Below are 16044 nucleotides of genomic sequence, written 5' to 3' on the forward strand. Positions count from 1 at the left end.
TAATGCCGATCAGTTAAGCCATAACGCGATCCGTAGCAGCTGGCGAAGCCTGCGTCCGGCTGCGCAGCAGTCGAAAACCCTGAGTGCGCGGTGAATCTGACGCACCGCATTGTCTGACTTTACGACTGCTGCGCAGCCGGACGCAGGCTTCGCCAGCTGCTACGGTTACCACTCACCGGTAGCGGCAGAAAAGCTAGCGGCGTGAGAACCGAAAAGAATGTCCGAAATTACTGGACCAGTTCAAGCTCGCTCCTACACAGGAGGTGTTATTTCAGGAGTTTCAGAAACTCCGCCACCGGCAGCGGCCGACTGTGTAAATACCCTTGGTAAAAATGGCAACCCAGCCCCAGCAAAAACTCAAGCTGCTCAGGCGTCTCAACGCCTTCGGCGATCACTTTCAATTCCAGGCTGCGAGCCATGGCCACGATGGCGCGGATGATCTCTGCATCGTTGGGGTCGGTGGTGGCGTCGCGGATGAACGACTGATCGATTTTCAACGTATCGACCGGTAGGCGCTTGAGGTAGGTCAGAGAGGAATAACCGGTACCGAAGTCGTCCATGGCAAAGCTCACACCGAGTTTTTTCAGCCGGCGCATTTTGCTGATGGTGTCTTCCAGGTTCTGGATGACGATGCCTTCAGTGATTTCCAGTTTCAGCAACGAGCAGGGCAGGCCGTGGCTGACGAGGCTGTATTCGATGCGTTCGACGAAGTCGTTCTGACGGAACTGTCGTGGGCTGATGTTGACGCACAGGCTGAAGTCGAGCGGGTCTATCAAACCCTGCTTCATCAATTGTTTGAATGCCCCGCAGGCTTCATCGACGATCCAGGTGCCAACCTCCAGAATCAGCCCGCTGTCTTCCAGTACCTTGATGAACTCAGTCGGCGATTGCGCGCCGAGCTCCGGATGATTCCAGCGCACCAGCGCTTCGGCGCCGACGATGCGATTGTTACGGGCATCCACCTGAGGTTGGTAATGCACGCGAAATTCGCCCCGTGAAAGCGCCAGGCGCAGGTCGGTTTCCATGCGCAAGCGTTCGCTGGCGGCCTTCTGCATGGTGTTGTGGTACATCTGCGTGGTGTTGCGACCCGAATCCTTGGCCCGGTAGAGGGCGATATCGGCGCGTTTGAGCAGGTCAGTGGGCGTGGAGCCGTGATCGGGAATCAGCGCAATGCCGATGCTTGGCGTCACTTGCAGGCGCTGTCCATCAAGGAACATCGGCTCGGACAGCAGTTCGCGCAAGGTGTCCGCCAGTTCCCGAACTTGTGCGCTGACTTCGTTGCGCGAACCTTCCAGGCCGCTCAGCAGCACGACGAACTCATCACCGCCCAGCCGCGCCACGGTGTCTTCCATGCGCACGCTGGCCTCAAGCCGCGCGGTGATGATTTTCAGTACGGTATCGCCGACCGGATGACCCAGCGAATCATTGATGTGCTTGAAGTGATCAAGGTCGAGAAACATCAAGGCGCCGCGCAGGTTGTGGCGCTTGAGCAGGGCGATCTGCTGGCTCAGGCGATCCATCAGCAATGCGCGGTTGGGCAGGTTGGTCAGTGGGTCGTGGTAGGCCAGGTGGCGGATTTGTGCTTCGGCGTTTTTCAACAGGCTGACGTCTCGTGCGGTCAGCAGCAGGCACGCCGTTTCATTCAGGGTGATGGGTTCAACCGAGACTTCAACGGTCAGGAAGTCGCCGCGTTTATTGCGCCCGAGCATTTCCAGATGATGCACCCGGCCCTTGATCTGTAGCTCGGCCAGCAGCGCCGAGCGTTGTTTCTCTTCGGCCCAGATGCCAACCTGGTACACCGTACGGCCGATCACTTCATCGGCGCGGTAACCCGTCAGGCGGCAGAAGCCGTCGTTGACCTCCAGATAACGCCCGGTGTCGCGCTCGGTGATGGTGATCGCGTCGGGGCTGGAGTGGAACGCCTTGGCGAACTTCTCTTCGCTGGCCTTGAGCGCCGCTTCCGAACGTTGCTGTTGGGTGATGTCGCGCAAGGTAGTGACGATGCACGGTTGATCGCCGACGCTGATCTGACGGCTCGAAATCACGCAGGTCAGGGACTGTCCGTCTTTGTGCTGAACCTGGATCGCGACATTATTCAGGCCCTGTTCGCGGATGACCTGCTCGATCCGTTGCAGGCTTTTCGCCGAGGCATCCCACAGGCCGATTTCGTCGGCGCTATGGCCAATTACATCGGCGGCGCTCCAGCCGAACGTCTGCGTGAAGCTGGAATTGATCTCGATGAACTGGCCCGAGTCCTGACGGGTCACGCAGATCGGGTCCGGACTGACCTGGAACAGCGTGGCGAACTTCTCTTCAGACGCCACCAGTCGCTCTTCGCGTTCTACCTGATCGGTGATGTCAAGCAAGGTGCCCGCCATGCGCAGTGGGAGGCCGTTTTCATCGCGATAGAGGCGGGCGCGGCTTTCCAGGTAGCACGAACTGCCGTCCGGCAGCTGCACGCGGTAGGTCAGTTGATAGTTGCCGGCCGGGCCCTCGCGCAGGCTGCGGTAGGCGTCGCGCATGGTGCCGCGTTCTTCGACGGGCACGCCTTCGAAAAACTCGTCGAAGGATTCATGGAAGGGTTTGGCCTCCAGTCCGTGCAACTGGGCCGCGCGCGCCGAGCCGTAAAGCATGCCGCTGGGAATGTGCCAGTCCCAGGTGCCGAGTTGCGCCGAATCCAGGGCCAGGTCGAGACGCTCCTGGCTGTCTTTGAGGGCTTGCTCGGCGGCTTTGCGTTCGGTGGTATCGAGGAAGGTACTCAGCAGATAAGGCTGGCCCTCGAGCTCGACCTTTTGCGCGCTGAGGATACCGTCGTGAATCTGGCCATTGCTGGCGCGAAACTGCACCTCCATGCTGATCAACTCGCCTTTGGCCTTGGTGGCCTTGACCAGTTTTTCTCGTTGATCCGGGTGCACCCACAGGCCCAGTTCAAGGGTGGTACGACCGATGGCATTCTGCACAGGCCAACCGAACAGGCTTTCGAAATACTGGTTGGCCTCGGTAATCAGGCCATCCTCCTGGCGGGTCAGTAGCACCATGTTCGGGCACAGGTGAAACAGCGTCGCGAAGCGTTTTTCCGAGCTGCTCAGCGCTTGTTCGCGCTGACGCTGGTGGGTGATTTCGCGGATCACCCCGATCATTCTGGGCCGACCGTTTTTGTCCGGTAGCAGGCTGCCGTTGATCTCCAACCAGTGCAGGCTGCCGTCGGGCCAACGGATACGGTGGTGCATCGCTTGTTCCAGCGGCGCGCCGGCGATCACCGCGTGGAAGGCGCGAACGGTCTTCGCCCGATCCTCGGGGGGCACCAAATCGAGGTATTCCAGATCGGCCGGCAAAGGTTGCCGGGGATCGAAACCGAACAACGCCTGGGTGCCGCGGGACCAGCTGATCTGCCCACGTTCGATGTCCCAGTACCACGCGCCCAAACGTGCGCCGTTGAGGGCGGCGAGCAATTGTGGCGCGCTTTCCCAGCTTTGCTCGGACCGTTTCGGGTCAAGCGCCTGTATATGCGGCATCGGCGGAATACGATCAACAGATTTCGGCATTGGCAAGCCTTGGGCAGAAAGGGGCGTTAAGCACAGGGTTTCGCGGCTCTATAGCAGTAGCACACCTTAGCCTTGTTTCCCTGGCCGATCGATTTGTGCATCCAGCAGAGCCATAAAGGCCCGTGCCGCGTTCGACAGTGTCCGTTCTGTGTGCAGGATATAGCCTAGCTGGCGAGTGAGTTGTATGCCCGGCAAAGGTATTCGCGCAACCTGATCGTCGAGCATGGTGCGCGGCAATACGCTCCAGGCCAGGCCGATCGAGACCATCATTTTGATGGTTTCCAGATAATTCGTACTCATGGCGATGTTCGGCGTCAGGCCCTGAGCCTCGAACAGGCGCTGGACGATATGGTGGGTGAAGGTGTTGCCGCCGGGGAACACGGCCGGGTGCAGGGCGATATCTGCCAGGCTGACCGCACCGTTGCTGATCAGTGAATGCTCGGGGGCGACCACGAAATCCAGCGGGTCGTCCCACACCGGCGTGGCCTTGACCAGCGTATGGGGCTCCGGCGCCAGGGTAATCACCGCCAGTTCGGCGCGGCCATGGAGGATTTCTTCGTAGGCCACTTCCGAATCCAGGAACTGAATATCCAGTGCCACCTGTGGGTAACGTCGGGTGAACTCCCGTAGTAAGGGCGGCAAGCGATGCAGGCCGATGTGGTGACTGGTGGCCAGGGTCAGGCGGCCAGTCACTTCGCCGGTGAGATTGGTCAGGGCGCGGCGGGTGTCATCCAGCACATTCAGAATCTGATAGGCCCGTGGCAGCAAGGCGCGACCCGCCTCCGTCAGGCTCACTTCGCGGCCCAATCGGTCAAACAGTCGTACCTTCAATTGCTGCTCGAGCCCGGCGATACGTTTGCTGATGGCTGGCTGGGTCAGGTGCAGCCGTTCGCCTGCACCGGAGAAGCTCCCGGTCTCGGCAATCGCGATAAAAGCGTTGAGGTTGGCCAGGTCCATAGTCGTATTCCAGTTGGTTATCCAAAGCATAAAAAATATGAATTTGAGTTATTTAATGTAACCCCCTAGGATCGACCTCACAAGCCAAGGGGTTATTGAGATTCTCTCTGGCATAGAAAAGCTGATGAGGAAACCGTCTGATGGCCGGCAAAACGCTCTACGACAAGCTCTGGGATTCGCATTTGGTTAAACAGCGCGACGATGGCTCTGCGCTGATTTACATCGATCGTCACATCATCCACGAAGTGACCTCGCCGCAAGCCTTTGAAGGCCTGCGCCTGGCCGGGCGCAAGCCTTGGCGCATCGATGCCAACATCGCGACCCCGGACCACAACGTACCGACTACCCCGGAACGCAAGGGCGGAATCGAAGCCATTGTCGACCAGGTCTCGCGTTTGCAGGTTCAGACCCTCGACGATAACTGCGATGAATATGGCATTGTCGAATTCAAGATGAATGATGTGCGTCAAGGCATCGTTCACGTCATCGGTCCGGAGCAGGGCGCGACCTTGCCGGGCATGACCGTGGTCTGCGGCGACTCCCATACCTCGACCCACGGCGCGTTCGGTGCCCTGGCTCACGGTATCGGCACTTCCGAGGTCGAGCATGTGCTCGCCACTCAGTGCCTGGTTGCCCAGAAAATGAAGAATATGTTGGTCTCGGTCGAAGGCAAACTGCCGTTCGGCGTGACCGCCAAGGACATCGTCCTCGCGGTCATCGGCAAAATCGGCACCGCCGGCGGTAACGGTCATGCCATCGAGTTCGCCGGTAGCGCGATTCGCGATTTGTCCGTTGAAGGCCGCATGACCATCTGCAACATGTCCATCGAGGCTGGCGCTCGCGTAGGTCTGGTGGCTGCAGACGAAAAAACCGTGGCCTACGTGAAAGGTCGTCCATTTGCCCCGAAGGGCGCGGAATGGGACTTGGCCGTCGAAGCCTGGAAAGACCTGGTCTCCGACAAAGATGCCAAGTTCGACACCATCGTCGAGCTCGATGCGACCCGGATCAAGCCGCAAGTCAGTTGGGGCACATCGCCCGAGATGGTGTTGGCTGTCGATCAGAACGTGCCGGACCCTGCTCAGGAGATGGACCTGGTTAAACGCGGTTCCATCGAGCGCGCCTTGAAGTACATGGGGTTGACCGCCAATCAGGCGATCACCGACATCCAGCTGGACCGCGTATTCATCGGTTCCTGCACCAACTCGCGGATCGAAGACCTGCGCGCCGCGGCCGTCATTGCCAAGGGCCGCAAAGTGGCATCGACCATCAAGCAAGCCATCGTGGTGCCGGGGTCGGGTCTGGTGAAGGCTCAGGCGGAGTCCGAAGGCCTGGACAAGATTTTCCTCGACGCCGGTTTCGAGTGGCGTGAACCCGGTTGCTCAATGTGCCTGGCGATGAACCCGGACCGTTTGGAGTCGGGCGAGCACTGTGCATCGACCTCCAACCGTAACTTCGAAGGCCGTCAGGGCGCTGGTGGCCGTACCCACCTCGTCAGCCCGGCCATGGCCGCCGCCGCCGCTGTAAACGGTCGTTTCGTCGACGTCCGTGAATTGATCTAAAGGAGCGCAGCATGAAAGCTTTTACCCAGCACACTGGTCTTGTCGCGCCTTTGGATCGTGCCAACGTCGACACCGACCAGATCATTCCGAAGCAGTTCTTGAAGTCGATCAAGCGCACCGGTTTTGGCCCGAACCTGTTCGATGAGTGGCGCTATCTGGATGTGGGGCAGCCGTATCAGGACAATTCCAAGCGTCCGCTCAACAAGGATTTCGTTCTTAACGCCGAGCGTTACCAAGGTGCCAGCGTATTGCTGGCCCGTGAAAACTTCGGTTGCGGCTCCAGCCGCGAACATGCGCCGTGGGCACTTGAAGAATATGGTTTCCGCAGCATCATCGCGCCGAGCTACGCCGATATTTTCTTCAACAACAGCTTCAAGAATGGCTTGCTGCCGATCATCTTGAGCGACGCTGAAGTGGATGAGTTGTTCCAGCAGGTTGAAGCTACGCCTGGCTACCAGTTGCAGGTCGATCTGCAAGCCCAGACCGTGACCCGTCCGGATGGCAAGGTGTTGAGCTTCGAAATCGACGCGTTCCGCAAGCATTGCCTGCTCAATGGCCTTGACGATATTGGCCTGACCTTGCAGGACCACGAGGCGATTGCGACGTTTGAGGCCAAGCATCGCGCGAGCCAGCCGTGGTTGTTTCGCGACGCTTGATTGATTCGAGATTGATGTAAGCAGAGCCGGCCTCATCGCGAGCAAGCTCGCTCCCACACGGACCTTCGGTGTCCACAAAACCTGTGGGAGCGAGCTTGCTCGCGATGACGGCAGCTCAGACACCGCAAGACTCACCCCCAAAAAGGAAGTCCCATGACCAGCACCCCCCAGCACAGTCAGGTTGTCCAAAAGCAGTTTGGTGAACAGGCCTCGGCCTACCTGAGCAGCGCCGTTCACGCTCAAGGCACCGAATTCGCACTGCTACAAGCCGAACTGGCAGGGCAGGGTGATGCCCGGGTGCTGGACCTGGGTTGTGGCGCCGGCCATGTCAGCTTCCATGTGGCCTCGCTGGTGAAAGAAGTCGTGGCTTACGACCTGTCCCAACAGATGCTTGACGTGGTCGCCGGTGCCGCTGTCGATCGTGGCTTGAGCAATGTGTCCACCGTACTCGGTGCCGCCGAGCGCCTGCCATTTGCCGATGGCGAATTCGATTTCGTCTTCAGCCGTTATTCGGCGCACCATTGGAGCGATCTCGGCCTGGCCCTTCGCGAAGTTCGTCGGGTGCTGAAACCGGGCGGCGTGGCGGCGTTCATTGACGTGTTGTCACCGGGCAGTCCGTTGTTCGACACTTACCTGCAAAGCGTCGAGGTGCTGCGCGACACCAGCCATGTGCGCGATTATTCTGCCGGCGAATGGTTGCGCCAGGTCAGCGAAGCGGGGTTGCACACCCGCAGTACCACGCGTCAACGGCTACGTCTGGAGTACAACTCCTGGGTCGAGCGTATGCGCACACCCCAGGTGATGCGCGCGGCAATCCGTGAGTTGCAGCAGTCGATGGGCAATGAAGTACGCGAATATTTTGAAATTGAGGCCGATGGTTCGTTCAGTACCGATGTCATTGTGTTGATGGCTGAACGATGAGCTCTAAACGATAAGCTCTGAACGAAAAGCGCCGAGCGATAGACTTTTTCCGGGTGTGCCCAAGGGCGCACCGACTGATGACATGAGGAAAGCATGAGCAAGCAGATTCTGATTCTCCCGGGTGACGGTATTGGCCCGGAAATCATGGCCGAAGCGGTCAAGGTGCTGGAGTTGGCCAACGACAAGTACAGCTTGGGCCTTGAGCTGAGCCACGACGTCATCGGCGGCGCAGCCATCGACAAACACAGCGTGCCACTGGCTGACGAAACCCTGGATCGTGCCCGCGCGGCCGATGCTGTGCTGTTGGGCGCCGTGGGCGGCCCGAAATGGGACGCCATCGAGCGTGACATTCGCCCAGAGCGCGGCCTGCTGAAGATTCGTGCGCAACTGGGCCTGTTCGGCAACCTGCGCCCGGCGATCCTGTACCCGCAACTGGCCGAGGCTTCGAGCCTGAAACCCGAAATCGTTGCCGGCCTGGACATTCTGATCGTTCGCGAACTGACCGGCGGCATCTATTTCGGCGCGCCACGCGGCACCCGCACGCTGGAAAACGGCGAGCGTCAGGCCTACGACACCCTGCCGTACAGCGAAAGCGAAATCCGTCGCATCGCCCGTGTCGGTTTCGACATGGCCATGGTGCGCAGCAAGAAGCTGTGCTCGGTGGACAAAGCCAACGTCCTGGCTTCCAGCCAGCTGTGGCGTGAAATCGTCGAACAAGTGGCCAAGGATTACCCGGAAGTCGAACTGAGCCACATGTACGTCGACAACGCTGCGATGCAGCTGGTGCGCGCGCCGAAGCAATTCGACGTGATCGTCACTGAAAACATGTTCGGTGACATTCTTTCCGACCAGGCGTCGATGCTCACCGGTTCCATCGGCATGCTGCCGTCGGCATCCCTGGATACCAATAACAAAGGCATGTATGAGCCGTGCCACGGTTCGGCGCCGGACATCGCGGGCAAAGGCATCGCCAACCCGCTGGCGACCATTTTGTCGGTGTCGATGATGTTGCGTTACAGCTTCAATCTGCAGGAAGCGGCGGATGCGATCGAGAAAGCCGTGAGCCTGGTGCTGGATCAGGGCCTGCGCACAGGCGACATCTGGTCGGCCGGTTGCACTAAAGTCGGTACGCAGGAAATGGGCGACGCAGTAGTCGCCGCGCTGCGGAAACTGTAATCTCTCGGGCCCGCTGCGACTTTCCACTCCGAAAGCAGCGGCCCACTTTTTAAAGAAGGTGTAGTTGCGATGAAACGTGTAGGTCTGATCGGTTGGCGCGGTATGGTCGGTTCCGTGCTCATGCAGCGGATGCTGGAAGAGCAGGATTTCGATCTTATTGAGCCGGTGTTTTTCACCACTTCCAATGTCGGTGGCCAAGGCCCGTCCGTGGGCAAGGACATTGCTCCGCTCAAGGACGCTTACAGCATTGAAGAGCTGAAAACCCTCGACGTGATTCTGACCTGCCAGGGTGGTGACTACACCAGCGAAGTCTTCCCGAAGCTGCGCGAGGCGGGTTGGCAGGGTTACTGGATCGACGCCGCTTCCAGCCTGCGCATGCAGGATGACGCGGTGATCGTGCTGGACCCGGTGAACCGCAAGGTCATCGACCAGCAGCTCGACGCGGGCACCAAGAACTACATCGGCGGCAACTGCACCGTCAGCCTGATGCTGATGGGCCTGGGCGGCCTGTTTGAAGCCGGTCTGGTGGAGTGGATGAGCGCCATGACGTATCAGGCGGCTTCCGGTGCCGGCGCGCAGAACATGCGTGAACTGATCAAGCAGATGGGCGCAACCCATGCGGCTGTCGCGGATCAACTGGCCGACCCGGCCAGCGCCATCCTCGACATCGACCGCCGTGTCGCCGAAGCCATGCGCAGCGATGCGTACCCGACCGAAAACTTCGGCGTGCCCCTGGCTGGCAGCCTGATCCCGTGGATCGACAAGGAACTGCCAAACGGTCAAAGCCGTGAAGAGTGGAAAGCCCAGGCCGAGACCAACAAGATCCTCGGTCGCTTCAAGAGCCCGATCCCGGTCGATGGTATTTGCGTGCGCATCGGCGCTATGCGTTGCCACAGCCAGGCGCTGACCATCAAGCTGAACAAAGACGTGCCGATCGCCGACATCGAAGGGCTGATCAGCCAGCACAACCCTTGGGTCAAACTGGTGCCGAACCAGCGCGAAGTCAGCATTCAGGAACTGAGCCCGACGAAAGTCACCGGCACCCTGAACGTACCGGTTGGCCGTTTGCGCAAGCTGAATATGGGCACGCAGTACGTCGGCGCATTCACCGTCGGCGACCAACTGCTGTGGGGCGCGGCCGAGCCGCTGCGTCGCATGCTGCGGATTTTGCTTGAGCGTTGATCGATTGATGCAATGAAAAACCCGCGCCTTGAAAGATGTGCGGGTTTTTTTTGTAAACCTGTAGCAGCTGGCGAAGCCTGCGTTCGGCTGCGTAGCAGTCGTAAAACCTGAGCGCGCGGCTCTTCTGAATGATTGGGGGATCCCCAAAGCGAGGACTTCGTCCTCGAACGCAGCCTTCGGCAGCTGCTACTAGGTTTCGCGCGCCGAATTGCCTGCATGCCCACCACCCGGTAAAGTGCCGCTCCCCCCGTTTCGCCAGAGGTAGAACCATGAGCCAGTCCTTTGATATTGCCGTGATCGGCGCCACCGGTACTGTCGGCGAAACGCTTGTGCAGATTCTCGAAGAGCGCGACTTCCCGGTCGGCAACCTGCATCTGCTGGCCAGCAGCGAATCGGCCGGGCATTCGGTACCGTTTCGCGGCAAGAACGTGCGTGTGCGGGAAGTCGATGAGTTCGATTTCAGCAAAGTCCAGCTGGTTTTCTTTGCGGCCGGCCCGGCGGTGACCCTGAGTTTTGCCTCGCGTGCCACGGCGGCGGGATGCTCGCTGATCGATCTGTCTGGCGCCTTGCCGGCCGATCAAGCACCGCAAGTGGTGCCTGAAGCCAATGCGCAGGTGTTGGCCGGTCTGAAAAAACCATTTCAGGTCAGCAGCCCAAGCCCGTCGACCACCACACTGGCGGTGGTGTTGGCGCCATTGCTCGGTTTGCTCGATCTGCAACGCATCAACCTGACCGCCTGTCTGGCGGTATCCGCTCAAGGGCGCGAAGCCGTGACCGAGCTGGCCCGCCAAACCGCCGAGCTGCTCAATGTGCGTCCACTGGAGCCGACTTTTTTCGATCGGCAGATGGCTTTCAACTTGCTGGCGCAAGTCGGCAAGCCTGATAACCAAGGTCATACGCTGCTGGAAAAACGCCTGGTGCGCGAACTGCGTCAGGTCATGGCGTTGCCTTCATTGAAGATTTCCGTGACTTGCATTCAAGCCCCGGTGTTTTTTGGCGATAGCTTTAGCGTGACCTTGCAGTCAGCACGCGATGTCGACCTGGCGAAAGTCAACGTGGCCCTGGAGGACGCGCCGGGTATCGAGCTGGTAGAAGCCGGCGATTACCCGACGGCGGTAGGCGACGCGGTAGGGCAGGATGTGGTGTACGTCGGTCGGGTTCGTCAAGGTATCGACGATCTGTCGGAACTTAATTTGTGGCTGACGTCAGATAACGTACGCAAAGGCGCGGCGCTCAATGCTGTGCAGGTGGCTGAATTGTTGATAAAAGACCTTGTGTAAAAGATACTTGGCAACAATTTGTCGAATGATTCAAGTCGAGCGTTATGCTCTGCCGGATTGCTGAAGGCGAGCCATCCTGTGTGGCTTCGCGTGGCATGAATGAAATGATCGCGCTCGACGACTCTTCGCCGCCGCGCGCAATGCCTTACGGCAGCGGCTATCAACACCTTCTCGCTGGCCGAGGAATGTTCAAACAAAGGATGAGGCTATGGTTCAAGTTCGCAAACTGGTGTTAGCAATTGCGGCCGCCTCGGCGCTGTCCTCCGGTATGGCGCATGCACTCGGGCTCGGGGAACTGACTCTGAAGTCGACGCTGAACCAGCCTCTGGTGGCGGAAATCGAGTTGCTCGACGTCAAGGACCTCACCGCTGCCGAAGTGGTGCCGAGCCTGGCTTCGCCCGATGATTTCGCCAAGGCCGGTGTCGATCGCCAGGCGTTTCTCAATGACCTGACCTTTACCCCGGTGCTCAACGCCAGCGGCAAAAGCATCCTGCGTGTAACTTCAAGCAAGCCGCTCACCGAGCCGATGGTGAAATTCCTGGTTCAGGTGATGTGGCCCAACGGTCGTCTGCTGCGCGATTACAGCGTGCTGCTTGATCCGTCCAAATTCTCGCCGCAAACCGCCAATGCGGCCGCGCAACCTGCGCCAACCCAAACCGTCACGGCGCCAGTCACCGGTGCGACCAAACCGGCCCAATACACCACGACGCCGCGCGATACCCTGTGGGAAATCGCCGCGAAGGCGCGCAACGGTGGTTCGGTTCAACAAACCATGCTGGCCATTCAGGCATTGAACCCGGACGCCTTTATCGGCGGCAACATCAACCGGCTGAAAACCGGTCAGGTGCTGCGTCTGCCGGATCAGGCGCAGAGCACCAACCTGGCGCAACCTAAAGCCATCGCTGAAGTGGCCGCGCAGAACACGGCGTGGCGTCAGGGGCGTCGTTATGTCGCCAAGCCTGGTGCCGGCCAACAGCAACTCGACGCCACCAAGCGCGCGCGCGGTGAAGGCACTTCGTCGAAAGCTGCCAAGGACACGTTGAGCCTGGTCTCTGCCGGCACTAGCAAGGGCCTTGGCAAGGGCGCCGCGGGCGATGCCAAGAACCTGAGCAACAAGCTGGCCGTCACCCAGGAAAGCCTCGACACGACCCGTCGTGACAATGCCGAACTGAAAAGCCGCATGACCGATCTGCAAAGTCAGATGGACAAGCTGCAGCGTCTGATCGAACTGAAGAACAATCAATTGGCCAAGTTGCAGGCAGAAGGGAGCGCAACGGCACCCGCTGCGACTGCCCAGCCTGCGGCACCGATATCGGCCGAACTGGTGGCCAGCCCTGCGACAGCGCCAGCCGCTGCAGCAACCGCGTCTGAGGGTGCGCCAGCCCCGGTCGACAAGCCAGTCGAGCCGACACCGGTCGCGTCCGACGAGCAAAAATACAACGACCTGCTGACCAATCCGTACCTGCTGGGGCTGGCAGGCGGCGGTGCGGTGATTCTGTTGCTTTTGTTGCTGTTGCTGGCCCGTCGCCGCAAAGCCCAGCAAGAAGCCGAGAAGCATCTGCGCATGGCCCGGGCCTTGTCTGAGGAGCAGGAATTTTCTGTAGACCAGGACCTGCCGGAGAGCAGCTTCGAAGGTCTGGAAGTTCCGCCACCGAGCGTGAAACTCGCTACCGCGCCGACGCCCGCGCCAGTACCTGCGCCCGCACCGGTGATTGCCCCGGTCGTGGTCACGCCACCGATCGCCGCGCCACTGGTATCGCCTGCGGCCGAGCGTGATGACGACGTACTGAGCAAGGCCCATTCGCATATTGCCGCCGGTCGATTGAATCAGGCGTCGGCGTTGCTTGAAGACGGCATCAAGCAAGAACCGCAACGCAGTGATCTGCGCCTGAAACTGATGGAAGTCTACGGTCAGCAGGGCGATCGCGATGCATTCGTCGCCCAGGAGCGCCAACTGGTCGCCAACGGTGACAACTACGCTCAAGTCGAACAGCTGAAAAGCCGCTTCCCGGCCATGGTTCTCGTAGCGGCCGGTGGCATCGCTGCCGCCGCCGTCGCGGCCGAACTGGACGCGCAATACGTTAAAGACCTGTTGCAGGACGAGCCGCAAGCGGCGGAACCGGCCTTGGCCGATGACGATTTCGACAGTGCCTTCGATCTGAGTCTGGATGATCTGGAAGCTGCCTCGCCTGCGGTGGTTGCCCCGGAACCCGAGCCAGAAGCGGCTGCCGAACTGGGTGAGTTTCCGCAGGACGATGATTTGAGCTTTGAGTCGGTGTTGCAGCAGCACACAGAAATCAAGGACAACCTTGATGACCTGTCGGACTTCGATCTGGACATGGACCTCGGTGGTGATGCCTCGCCAGCGACCCTGGCCGAAGACGATTTCCTGCTGAGCCTGGATGAAGACCTCAAGGACATGCCTGCTGCTAAAGCGCCGGTTGCTGCTGCCGTGCCGGACGATCTGGACCTGCTGGGCGATTTCGACCTGTCGCTGGCCGACGAAATGGGCGCTCTCGACGCGCCGGATGCGTTCACTGCCGAGCTGAACGATGTCAACGCCGAGCTGGAGAGCTTGTCCGGTAGCATCGGCGAGCCGAGCTTCACTGCGCAAGACGCTTCGGCTTCTGCGGACGACGAGCTGGAATTCGATTTCCTTTCCGGTACCGACGAAGTTGCCACCAAGCTCGATCTGGCCCAGGCCTACATCGACATGGGCGATAGCGATGGCGCCCGGGATATCCTCAATGAGGTAGTGACTGAGGGTGATGCCGGCCAGAAGAGCGAAGCCAGGGAAATGCTTTTGCGTCTGGCTTGAGTCATCGACACGGAGTAAACAAAACGGCAGCCCGTCAAGGCTGCCGTTTTTGTTTTAGCGGTGGTGCGATGGTGTCTGTGGGATCGCCTTCGTCGGAACGCCGCCCGGAGCAGGCTCGCACACAGGGTTTTATGAACACTGGAGATCCATGTGGGAGCGAGCCTGCTCGCGAAGAGGTCATCACATTCAACACAGTATTGGCTGTTGCACTGGCATCCCCGTCTGGCGGCCTTATAATGCCCGCCTTTGCGTACATCAGCAGGCTGTCACTCCTTGGCAAATATAGATAACCCGTCCGCCGAACAGGCGGCCGACGGCTTTTTCCGGATCGCGTTGGGCGTTGAATACAAAGGTTCGCGTTACCGCGGCTGGCAGCGCCAGGCCTGCGGCGTGCTCACCGTGCAGGAAACCCTGGAAAAGGCTTTGTCGAAAGTCGCCGACTCACCTGTGTCGCTGCTCTGCGCCGGGCGCACTGACGCCGGCGTACATGCCTGCGCACAGGTGGTGCATTTCGACACACAGGTCGAGCGTTCGATGAAAGCCTGGGTCATGGGCGCGAACATCAATTTGCCCCATGATGTGAGCGTCAGTTGGGCCAAGGTCATGCCGGCGCATTTTCATGCGCGGTTCAAGGCCATTGCCCGGCGTTATCGCTACGTGATCTACAACGATCAGATCCGTCCCGCGCACCTGAACGAGGAAATCACCTGGAACCACCGTCCGCTGGACGTCGAGCGCATGGCCGAGGCTGCCCAGTATCTGGTCGGCACCCACGATTTCAGTGCTTTCCGCGCCGGCCAGTGCCAGGCCAAGTCGCCGATCAAGGAGCTGCATCACCTGCGGGTTACTCGCCACGGCAAGATGATCGTGCTGGATATCCGCGCCAGCGCGTTCCTGCACCATATGGTGCGCAACATAGCGGGTGTGCTGATGACTATCGGTGCTGGCGAGCGCCCGGTGGAGTGGATGAAAGAAGTGCTGGAAAGTCGCATTCGCCGTTCTGGCGGGGTGACGGCGCATCCGTTCGGCCTGTATCTGGTGCAGGTCGAATACCGTGATGAGTTCGAATTGCCCCAGCGTTACATCGGCCCACACTTCCTGACCGGTTTCACGGAACTTGACGGCTGACGCCTTCGAACGCTTTTGTTACCATCCGGGACTTTCTCGTATTTGCCTTGAGGTTCTATCGACATGTCGGTCGTTCGCAGCAAAATTTGCGGGATTACCCGCATAGAAGATGCGTTGGCGGCGGTCGAGGCGGGGGCCGATGCCATCGGATTTGTGTTTTACGCCAAAAGCCCGCGGGCGGTGACGTTTCAGCAGGCGAGGGCGATCATTCAGGCCTTGCCGCCATTCGTGACCACCGTGGGTTTGTTCGTCAATGCCAGTCGCTGCGAGCTGGGCGAAATCCTCGACGCCGTGCCGCTCGACCTGTTGCAATTTCACGGTGATGAAAGCGCCGCCGAGTGCGAAAGCTGGCATCGGCCGTACATCAAGGCCCTGCGGGTCAAGGCCGGGGATGACATCGCGGCGGTGTGCGACGCGTTTCCAGGCGCCAGCGGTATTCTGCTCGATGCTTATGTTGAAGGCGTGCCGGGCGGAACTGGCGAAGCGTTCGACTGGTCACTGATACCGCAAGGCTTGAGCAAGCCGATTATCCTGGCGGGCGGCTTGACCCCGGATAACGTCGCCGAGGCGATTGCCCGGGTTCGGCCTTATGCCGTGGACGTCAGTGGTGGGGTAGAGGCAAGCAAGGGGATCAAGGATCACGCCAAGATTCAAGCATTCATCAAAGCAGTACGTAGGAGCTTGTAGATGTGACGGCTGGCACACTGCCGCCGTCCACAGGCATGGCTGAGGGTTTTTGGGGTGTACGCAGGTCGCGTTTAGCTGATCCGGCACCCCGTCAATCATCGCCGCACACATGAATTTAGCTCAAGGGCATACGCG

The 16044-nt window shown here is 59.8% G+C and carries 11 protein-coding genes; 9 read left to right on the forward strand and 2 right to left on the reverse strand.

Annotation, left to right across the window (positions count from 1 at the left end; all coding sequences use genetic code 11):
- Positions 1-266: 266 nt before the first annotated feature.
- Positions 267-3545: a PAS domain S-box protein gene (locus ACM6IR_RS11365; protein WP_414907791.1), complete on the reverse strand. Its 3279-nt coding sequence runs from the start codon at positions 3543-3545 to the stop codon at positions 267-269.
- 66 nt (positions 3546-3611) lie between these two features.
- Positions 3612-4502 carry a LysR family transcriptional regulator gene (locus tag ACM6IR_RS11370; protein ID WP_414907792.1) on the reverse strand — a complete coding sequence of 297 codons (891 nt, stop codon included), beginning with the start codon at positions 4500-4502 and terminating at the stop codon, positions 3612-3614.
- A 140-nt stretch (positions 4503-4642) separates the two neighbouring features.
- Here ACM6IR_RS11370 and leuC point away from each other — a divergent pair, with 140 nt between their 5' ends.
- The 9 genes from leuC (at position 4643) to ACM6IR_RS11415 (ending at position 15909) form a co-directional block, all read left to right on the forward strand.
- Complete coding sequence (gene leuC, locus ACM6IR_RS11375; protein ID WP_414907793.1) at positions 4643-6061, forward strand: 3-isopropylmalate dehydratase large subunit; 1419 nt, start codon at positions 4643-4645, stop codon at positions 6059-6061.
- An 11-nt stretch (positions 6062-6072) separates the two neighbouring features.
- Positions 6073-6717 (forward strand): 3-isopropylmalate dehydratase small subunit, encoded by a 645-nt coding sequence (gene leuD, locus ACM6IR_RS11380; RefSeq protein WP_007905962.1) that lies wholly within the window; start codon positions 6073-6075, stop codon positions 6715-6717.
- Positions 6718-6870: 153 nt separating this feature from the next.
- On the forward strand, positions 6871-7638 hold the full coding sequence (locus ACM6IR_RS11385; protein ID WP_414907794.1) for a class I SAM-dependent methyltransferase: 768 nt from the start codon (positions 6871-6873) through the stop codon (positions 7636-7638).
- 93 nt (positions 7639-7731) lie between these two features.
- Entirely contained in the window at positions 7732-8814 is a 1083-nt protein-coding gene (gene leuB / locus ACM6IR_RS11390; RefSeq protein ID WP_414907795.1) for a 3-isopropylmalate dehydrogenase, read from the forward strand.
- Between the two features lie 69 nt (positions 8815-8883).
- Positions 8884-9996, forward strand: a complete 1113-nt coding sequence (gene asd / locus ACM6IR_RS11395; protein WP_201113013.1) for an aspartate-semialdehyde dehydrogenase — start codon at positions 8884-8886, stop codon at positions 9994-9996.
- A 269-nt stretch (positions 9997-10265) separates the two neighbouring features.
- Positions 10266-11276 (forward strand): aspartate-semialdehyde dehydrogenase, encoded by a 1011-nt coding sequence (locus ACM6IR_RS11400; protein WP_414907796.1) that lies wholly within the window; start codon positions 10266-10268, stop codon positions 11274-11276.
- A 208-nt stretch (positions 11277-11484) separates the two neighbouring features.
- Positions 11485-14094 carry a FimV/HubP family polar landmark protein gene (locus tag ACM6IR_RS11405; RefSeq protein WP_414907797.1) on the forward strand — a complete coding sequence of 870 codons (2610 nt, stop codon included), beginning with the start codon at positions 11485-11487 and terminating at the stop codon, positions 14092-14094.
- A gap of 273 nt (positions 14095-14367) precedes the next feature.
- Complete coding sequence (gene truA, locus ACM6IR_RS11410; RefSeq protein WP_414907798.1) at positions 14368-15222, forward strand: tRNA pseudouridine(38-40) synthase TruA; 855 nt, start codon at positions 14368-14370, stop codon at positions 15220-15222.
- 63 nt (positions 15223-15285) lie between these two features.
- The gene (locus tag ACM6IR_RS11415; protein ID WP_414907799.1) at positions 15286-15909 is read left to right on the forward strand and encodes a phosphoribosylanthranilate isomerase; all 624 of its coding nucleotides are present in this window, start codon (positions 15286-15288) and stop codon (positions 15907-15909) included.
- Positions 15910-16044: the final 135 nt, after the last annotated feature.

Source organism: Pseudomonas sp. IT-P253 (assembly GCF_949768125.1).
Classification (GTDB): Bacteria; Pseudomonadota; Gammaproteobacteria; order Pseudomonadales; family Pseudomonadaceae; genus Aquipseudomonas.